Raw genomic sequence first — 6126 nt, 5'->3', positions numbered from 1 at the left:
CCGGCCGACGCAACGCCGCCCGCTTCCCGCTCAGCGCAACCGCCGCGGCACTCGGGGACCTGACCGCGCAGATCACCTGACCGGGTCAGGCCAGGTCCGGCGAATCCCCGTCCCGTTTCACTACGCTGATCACCAGACACCTGACCGTGGGGACACAACCGATGGCTTTGCATGACAAGATCACCCAGCTCCTCGAGACCGGGGTCCGCGACAGGGTATTCCCAGGTGCTGTGTGGGGCATCGGTGACGCGGACGGCATTACTGACACTGGTGTGTGCGGGCTCCCCGACCCGGCCGACCCGTCCACCGCGATGCGGCCAGACACCGTCTTCGACGTGGCCAGCCTCACAAAGATCGTGGCCGTGTGGGCGGTTATCGGCACACTGTGGGAGGAGCAGGGGCTACGCCTGGACGACGCCGTGGCCGCTCTGTTGCCTGAACTGGCGGACTATCCGCTGGGCACGGTGACCGTCAGGCAACTGCTCACCCACACCGCCGGTGTCCCGCTGCGGGCCAACCTGCGCGCGCTCTACGGGACTGACCGGCGCGCGATCGAGGACGGCGTCCTGCACGAGGCGCTGCACCGGACACCCGGGCAGGCCGTCGAGTACACCGACCGGGCCGCGCTCATCCTCGGGTTCCTCGCGGAACGTCTCACCGGCACCTCTTTGGATCGCCTTGCCGAGACGCGCATCTGGCGTCCGTTGGCGATGCGCGACACCCGCTTCGGGCCCCTGCCCCAGGGTGAGGCGGCCCGGTGCGCGCCCACCGAGTACAACGAGGCCACAGGCACCCATCTCAAGGGCGTCGCTCACGACTACTCCGCACGCCTGCTCGGCGGTGTCTGCGGCATCGCGGGCACGTTCTCTACGCTGGGTGATCTGGCGCGTTTCCAGCGGCATCTGCTCGCGCCCGGCATCGCCGGCCCGGCCGGTTTCGGCGCGGGATGGATCGCCGAATCCCTGCAGGTCCACACCGGTGTGCTGACCCCTCCACGGGGCCTGTTCTGGCACCCGGCCGACAGCACCGACGACCACGTCTACGTCCATTACGGTTTCACCGGCACAGGCATGTGGATCTCACCCAAGCGGGAGCGGTGGGCTGTGCTGCTGACCAACAAGCTCTACTACAGCCGAGAGCGCGGCCCACTCATGGCTATCCGGAACGCCTTCCGCGTGCTCGCTTTCGACTGAAACGAGGTCACAACGCTGAAGCTACGCACGAGTGGATGAATTACCGTCTTACCGGCAATGAGCAAATAACGGACCAGTCACCACAAATCACACTTCAGACAGACAGCAGAAAAGCGAGCAAGTCGGACAACTTTTGCAGATCGGGAACAGAGAACTCCCGCCCCCCGTTGGAAGGGCATGACCACGACGGAGTTCGAGGTCTAGGAAGTTGGGAGGCATCACACTCAGTGATGTCCTCCCTATCATCCTCGGGTTGATAGCGATCGTGCTCTCGAAGGTATGGCTCCAAGGGGTCGTGCAATTGTTGCACGCGGAGACCAGCCTGCCGATCAAGCGCATCGCAATCAAACTGGGGATGCGACCTTCGCTAGAGATCGAATGCTACGAAGTACCTGACCCGCCCGAGCGCCCCGGTATAACGCCAACGCCACCAGGCGATGCCGGGGAGTGATGACGGACTGGAGAGAAGGCCCACGGCGACGCGGAGTTAACCCCTATCTCCCCTGCGCAAACCCCCATGACCTTGGGGCCGCACCGCTCGCGGCCTCATCGAGGGGCAAGGAGCGGCCCTGAGGCCCGGAGTCTCAGGTGAGGTGCAAGACGCGAAAAGCGCCCCGCTCCTCCCGCGCAGGGAGGAGCGGGGCGCTCTCGCGTGTGCGTGGCTACCGCTGGTCGGACGGGAGGTCCGGCCGCGGGGTGTGCCTGGCCTTGAAGCCGGCCACGGCTGCCAGCGCGGTCGGCAGCAGCGGCAGCGTGATCGCCTCCACCCAGTCGGGCAGCCACGAGATGAGCGACGGGTCGTTGCTGACCGCCTGCAGCACCGCCATACCGGCGACACCGGACAGGTAGGACACCAGGGTCATCGCCTTGACCTTGGTCTCGACCGGCGGCTTCGAGTAGGTGATCTGGGGATCTGCGTGCATCTGTGCCCCTCCTCCGGGACAGCCCGCCACTACGGCGGGGAGATTCAACGAATCGGGGAAACTGGTCAGCCGCGGGGCGGCCACGACCACTGGCCGTGGTCCGTACCCTCGGTACGGGAAGTCGCCCAGTACGAGTTGTTGCCGTCGAGGAGCACCTGGAGGTTCACGGTCTTCTCGGCGCCCTCGAACGTCCGAACGACAACGGCCGGGTAGACCTCGCCCAGCTTGACGGGGGCACGCACGACGCTCTGGCCGCCGAACGACTGCATCGACTCCAGGTTGATCATGCTGACGTCGTGGCCGGACAGCTTGTAGTGGACGATCCGGCCGAGCGTCGGCTTCTGGCTCGTCTCGGGGATGGGGGTGGACATGGGTCCTCCTTCGTAGGCTGAAAGCGGGATAGCTATCAACGGTGGAACATGCTGATCTTGGCCATCGAGACCTTCTCTACGACCGCCGCAGCGGCGCTCGGGTTGAACACCCGCATGCGCAGCTGGTTCTTGCTGTCCAGCGAGAACTGGCCGCCCACCGACTGCTCCACCCGGCCATTGGCGTCGGCGCGGAAGCTGAGCCGCCAGGCGTCGTCCTCGAACTGCTTGCCGTCCCGCGAGTAGCGCGACCACGCCACGTCGATCTCCGAACCCGGGGCCAGGCCGCGGACCTTCACCAGGCCGTCAACGATGCACCAGCGGCTCGCGCTGGCCAGGATCGCGACACCGTCCGCGCCGTGCGCGTTCGGGTCGTCGGCGTACTCGGTGTGCCAGCGCACCGCCAGCTCGCCGCTGGCCGGGACGTCCTGGTCCTCACCGGCACCCAGAGAGATGACCTCGGGCACGTCTTCCTCCTGCTGCTTGATCGGGGTTCCGGGGCTCTTGATCAGCGCCGCGACGTTCGCCCGGAACGTGGACATGTTGAGACTGTGCGGGTCGGGCTTTTGGAGGTTGACCTCCTTGTGGCCCATCACCCTGGACGCGGGCAGGCCCCATTCGCGGCAGATCTCGGCGCACAGCGCGTGGTAGGCGTCGATCTGCACGGCAGGCCACGGTGTGCGGCCGTCGTTCTCGGCCTCGATGCCGATCGAGCACGAGTTGGTGTGGTGGCCGCTCGTGCTCGGCGCGTTGTGCCAGCACCGCCCAGCGGCGACAACCCAGATCCGGCCGGTGTGCTGCAGCCAGATGTGCGACAGCGGCCCGTCGAGCCCTGGGCGGCCGTTCACGACGATGTGCCGGTCATTCCATCCGGCGGTGTGGTGGCACACCACGCCCTCGACGGATGGCTGCGGCCCGTGTCCACGGGACTTCCACCCGCCCACCTCCGTCACCGGGAAGCCCGTCTTGCGGGCGACGTCGGCGAGTTGCGTCAGCCACGGCATGTCAGTTGTCTCCCTTGGTCGTCCATTGGTCAGCCCCTGGTGAGCTGAATCAGCGCGATCACCGCTCCCGCCACAGCCACCAGCACCGTGACGACGGCGATAATCTGCCGGGTCCGCTCGGTGAGCTGGGAGCGCGTCACCGCCTCCCGCTCAACGGCGTCCAGGCGTGCCTCCATCGCCGCATCCCGGGCCTCGGCAGCTGCGCGGTCCTGCTCGACCCGCTGCGCCAGCTTCGCGTGCTGATCGTTCGCCTGTTCCAACTGCTGTAGAAGGAGGGCGATTTGACCGTTGACCTGGGCGAACCCCACTTCAAGGAGTCGCCGTACCTCCGCCAATGCGAGTGCCAGGTTGGGCGTCTCCTCGCTCATACCGTCGCAGCGCCCATCTCGGTCGGCATCCCCATGAACGCATCAGGAGGCTTGAGCAGGAAATTGGGCTCCAGAGGCGTCCCCGTCGAGCGCGCCCACTTCACCGCCTGGCGCCGCGACTCCACACGGATCGGGTCGAGCTGGGCCTCCCGGATCGGGTCCAGCGGGTCCACGGGTGCGACCCTCCGCGACCCCACGAAGGCGAGAGCGCCCTGCCGGTCTGCCACGCTGGCGGGCTCCAACCTGAGCCGGTGCTTCTTCACCGCCGCGATTCGTATCAGGTGCGCTTCGAGCCGGTCCTTGTCCGAAACGCCAGGCGTCCAGCAGGTGGGCATGCCGCGCGTCACCGACAGAACCTTCGCCGATGCAGGATCCATGAGCGCGAGTGGGTCGTCCTCGCGCGGAATGTAGCCCTCGTGCAAGATGACGTCGAGCAAGGTGTCCTTGTCGTCCGGGTCGATGCCGTACTCGGCGCTTCGCCACTCCAGGCTGGAGTGCGGGAACGTCTTGAGGAACCTGCTGCCGTCCGTCTTGACGACCGCGACACCCCACAACGGCTCAGCACCCATCGGGTTGGCGCGGGTGGCGTCCTTCTGTGAGAAGTACACGGGGCCGTACGACAGTTCGGTATCCCACAGAGTCCAGGTCAAAGGCATAGTCATGCGCTCCCGTTGTGTCGATGGGCCCACCAATAGATCGCCTTACCGGACCGGACCCCGCCGCCGTCCGACCACGAGATCAGGAACGACGTCTGCGTGGAGAACTCGATGGCCCAGTAGAAGTTGGGGCGCAGATCGGGGTTCTCGGTCATCGCGCCGTCGCGCAGCACCGCGACCGGACCCATGTTCCCCTGCATCGTGGGCCCGTAATTGATCTCCATGCCGGTCCAGCCCGGGCTGGCGATCCTCGATCCGGCGTGGACGCCCCACGTGTTCGAGGCGAAAGCAGCGTCCCACCACTTGCCGTAGTGGGTGGTCATCCCGGACGCGTCGAACCACATGTACTGGTTGTCGGACGTGTCGTTTTCGTAGCCGATGCGGCTGTAGTCCTCAGCCGACTCCAGGAACCCGCCGTTGGAGCCGGAGTTGTTCGGGTTCAGCACTTCCAGCTTCGTCCAGCCTGCCGCCACGGTGAGGAACGTCCGCGCTGTCTGGCCCTGGTTCGTGCCGGACGTGATCCGGAATGTCGCCTCACCAGCGAAGTCGGTGTCTGACGTCCACAACCGGCTGTAGTTGGAGTTGCCAGCTGGGTAGAAGCGCATGTCCAGCGTGGCCGGGTCGATCACGATGCGCTTCCCGGTCGTACCCGTCCGGATCACGCTGCCCGTGATCGTCTTGCCGCTGATCGCATCAGCGGCGATCTTCGCCGCAGTGATGGCGTTCGCGGCGATCTTGTCGGCTTCGATGGCGTTCGCCGAGATGTGCGCCGCCTGGATCGCCCCTGCCTTGATCTTGTCCGCCTCGATCGCGTTCGCCTGGATATGGCCAGCCTGGATCTCCAGTGCCCGGATCAGGCGCCCCGTGATGGAGTCGGCGGTGATCTTCGCGTCGCCCGGTATCGACCCGTCGATGATGTGCTCGGCACCGTCGATGACCTCGCCGATCAGGTCCGTATCCACCAGCGGCGTCACCGCCACAGTGACGTGCACAGACTGCGCCGACTCGTTGCCCGACCGGTCCACGGCGGTAAGCCAGATTTCCCGATCGGCGTTGTACGGCTGGCCCGGGATCACCTCCGTCCCGGCCGCATCCAGATAGCCGACGCGGGCGCCGATGTCGGCCGGGTCGAGCGGGTCCTTCATCCAGACGTGCACGCGCTCCAGGTCGATCGGCATCGCCTCGCCAGCGCTGCCCAGCCCGTTCCACTCGACATGGATGACGCCCAGCCGCGCGGCCACGACCGGCGTTGACGGCACCGGCGGCGGTGTCGCGTCGTCCGGAACCAGCTTCACCACCTGGTCGGAGAAGACGCCCTTCACCCCGGCTGAGGTAGCCCGCACCTTCCAGGCGTACTCCCAGCCGACCACCAGCGGCGAGATCGTCGCCGTGCGGTCGCCGGACGCGGTCTGCCCGACCAGCAGCCACAGCTCGCCCGCCAGGTTGCGGCGGGCGTACAGCTCGTACCCGTCGATGTCGAGGGCGACGCCGTTCACGTCCTGCGTGACCGGCGACCAGGTGACCGTGGCCTGCCCGCGGGCGTACCCGTGCTCATCCAGGTACGCCGCCGGCTCGACGATGACGCCCAGCGGCGCGGCCGGGACCCGGTCGTGG

At 66.9% G+C, this 6126-nt stretch carries 6 protein-coding genes and 1 pseudogene; 1 reads left to right on the top strand and 6 read right to left on the bottom strand.

What is annotated here, in order from left to right; genetic code table 11:
* Positions 1–161: 161 nt before the first annotated feature.
* A complete protein-coding gene (locus tag AB0J09_RS53730; protein WP_360709911.1) occupies positions 162–1193 on the top strand; it encodes a serine hydrolase domain-containing protein in 1032 nt (343 codons plus the stop codon).
* Positions 1194–1855: 662 nt separating this feature from the next.
* Here AB0J09_RS53730 and AB0J09_RS53725 read toward each other — a convergent pair.
* From AB0J09_RS53725 to AB0J09_RS53700, 6 genes and pseudogenes are all read right to left on the bottom strand, one after another.
* Complete coding sequence (locus AB0J09_RS53725) at positions 1856–2116, bottom strand: hypothetical protein (protein WP_360709909.1); 261 nt, start codon at positions 2114–2116, stop codon at positions 1856–1858.
* A gap of 65 nt (positions 2117–2181) precedes the next feature.
* Positions 2182–2487 carry a hypothetical protein gene (locus tag AB0J09_RS53720; RefSeq protein ID WP_360709907.1) on the bottom strand — a complete coding sequence of 102 codons (306 nt, stop codon included), beginning with the start codon at positions 2485–2487 and terminating at the stop codon, positions 2182–2184.
* A gap of 35 nt (positions 2488–2522) precedes the next feature.
* On the bottom strand, positions 2523–3488 hold the full coding sequence (locus tag AB0J09_RS53715; protein ID WP_360709905.1) for an N-acetylmuramoyl-L-alanine amidase: 966 nt from the start codon (positions 3486–3488) through the stop codon (positions 2523–2525).
* 29 nt (positions 3489–3517) lie between these two features.
* Positions 3518–3856, bottom strand: a complete 339-nt coding sequence (locus AB0J09_RS53710) for a hypothetical protein (protein ID WP_360709903.1) — start codon at positions 3854–3856, stop codon at positions 3518–3520.
* Positions 3853–4518: a hypothetical protein gene (locus AB0J09_RS53705; RefSeq protein WP_360709901.1), complete on the bottom strand. Its 666-nt coding sequence runs from the start codon at positions 4516–4518 to the stop codon at positions 3853–3855. Before AB0J09_RS53705 ends, AB0J09_RS53710 begins: the two co-directional genes overlap by 4 nt.
* A pseudogene (locus AB0J09_RS53700) lies at positions 4515–6126 on the bottom strand (hypothetical protein); the annotation flags it as partial. The pseudogene AB0J09_RS53700 and the gene AB0J09_RS53705, both read right to left, overlap by 4 nt.

Origin of the sequence: Nonomuraea sp. NPDC049784 (assembly GCF_040659615.1) — a bacterium.
Lineage (GTDB): Bacteria > Actinomycetota > Actinomycetes > Streptosporangiales > Streptosporangiaceae > Nonomuraea.
This window is presented reverse-complemented; position numbering and strand designations above follow the sequence as displayed.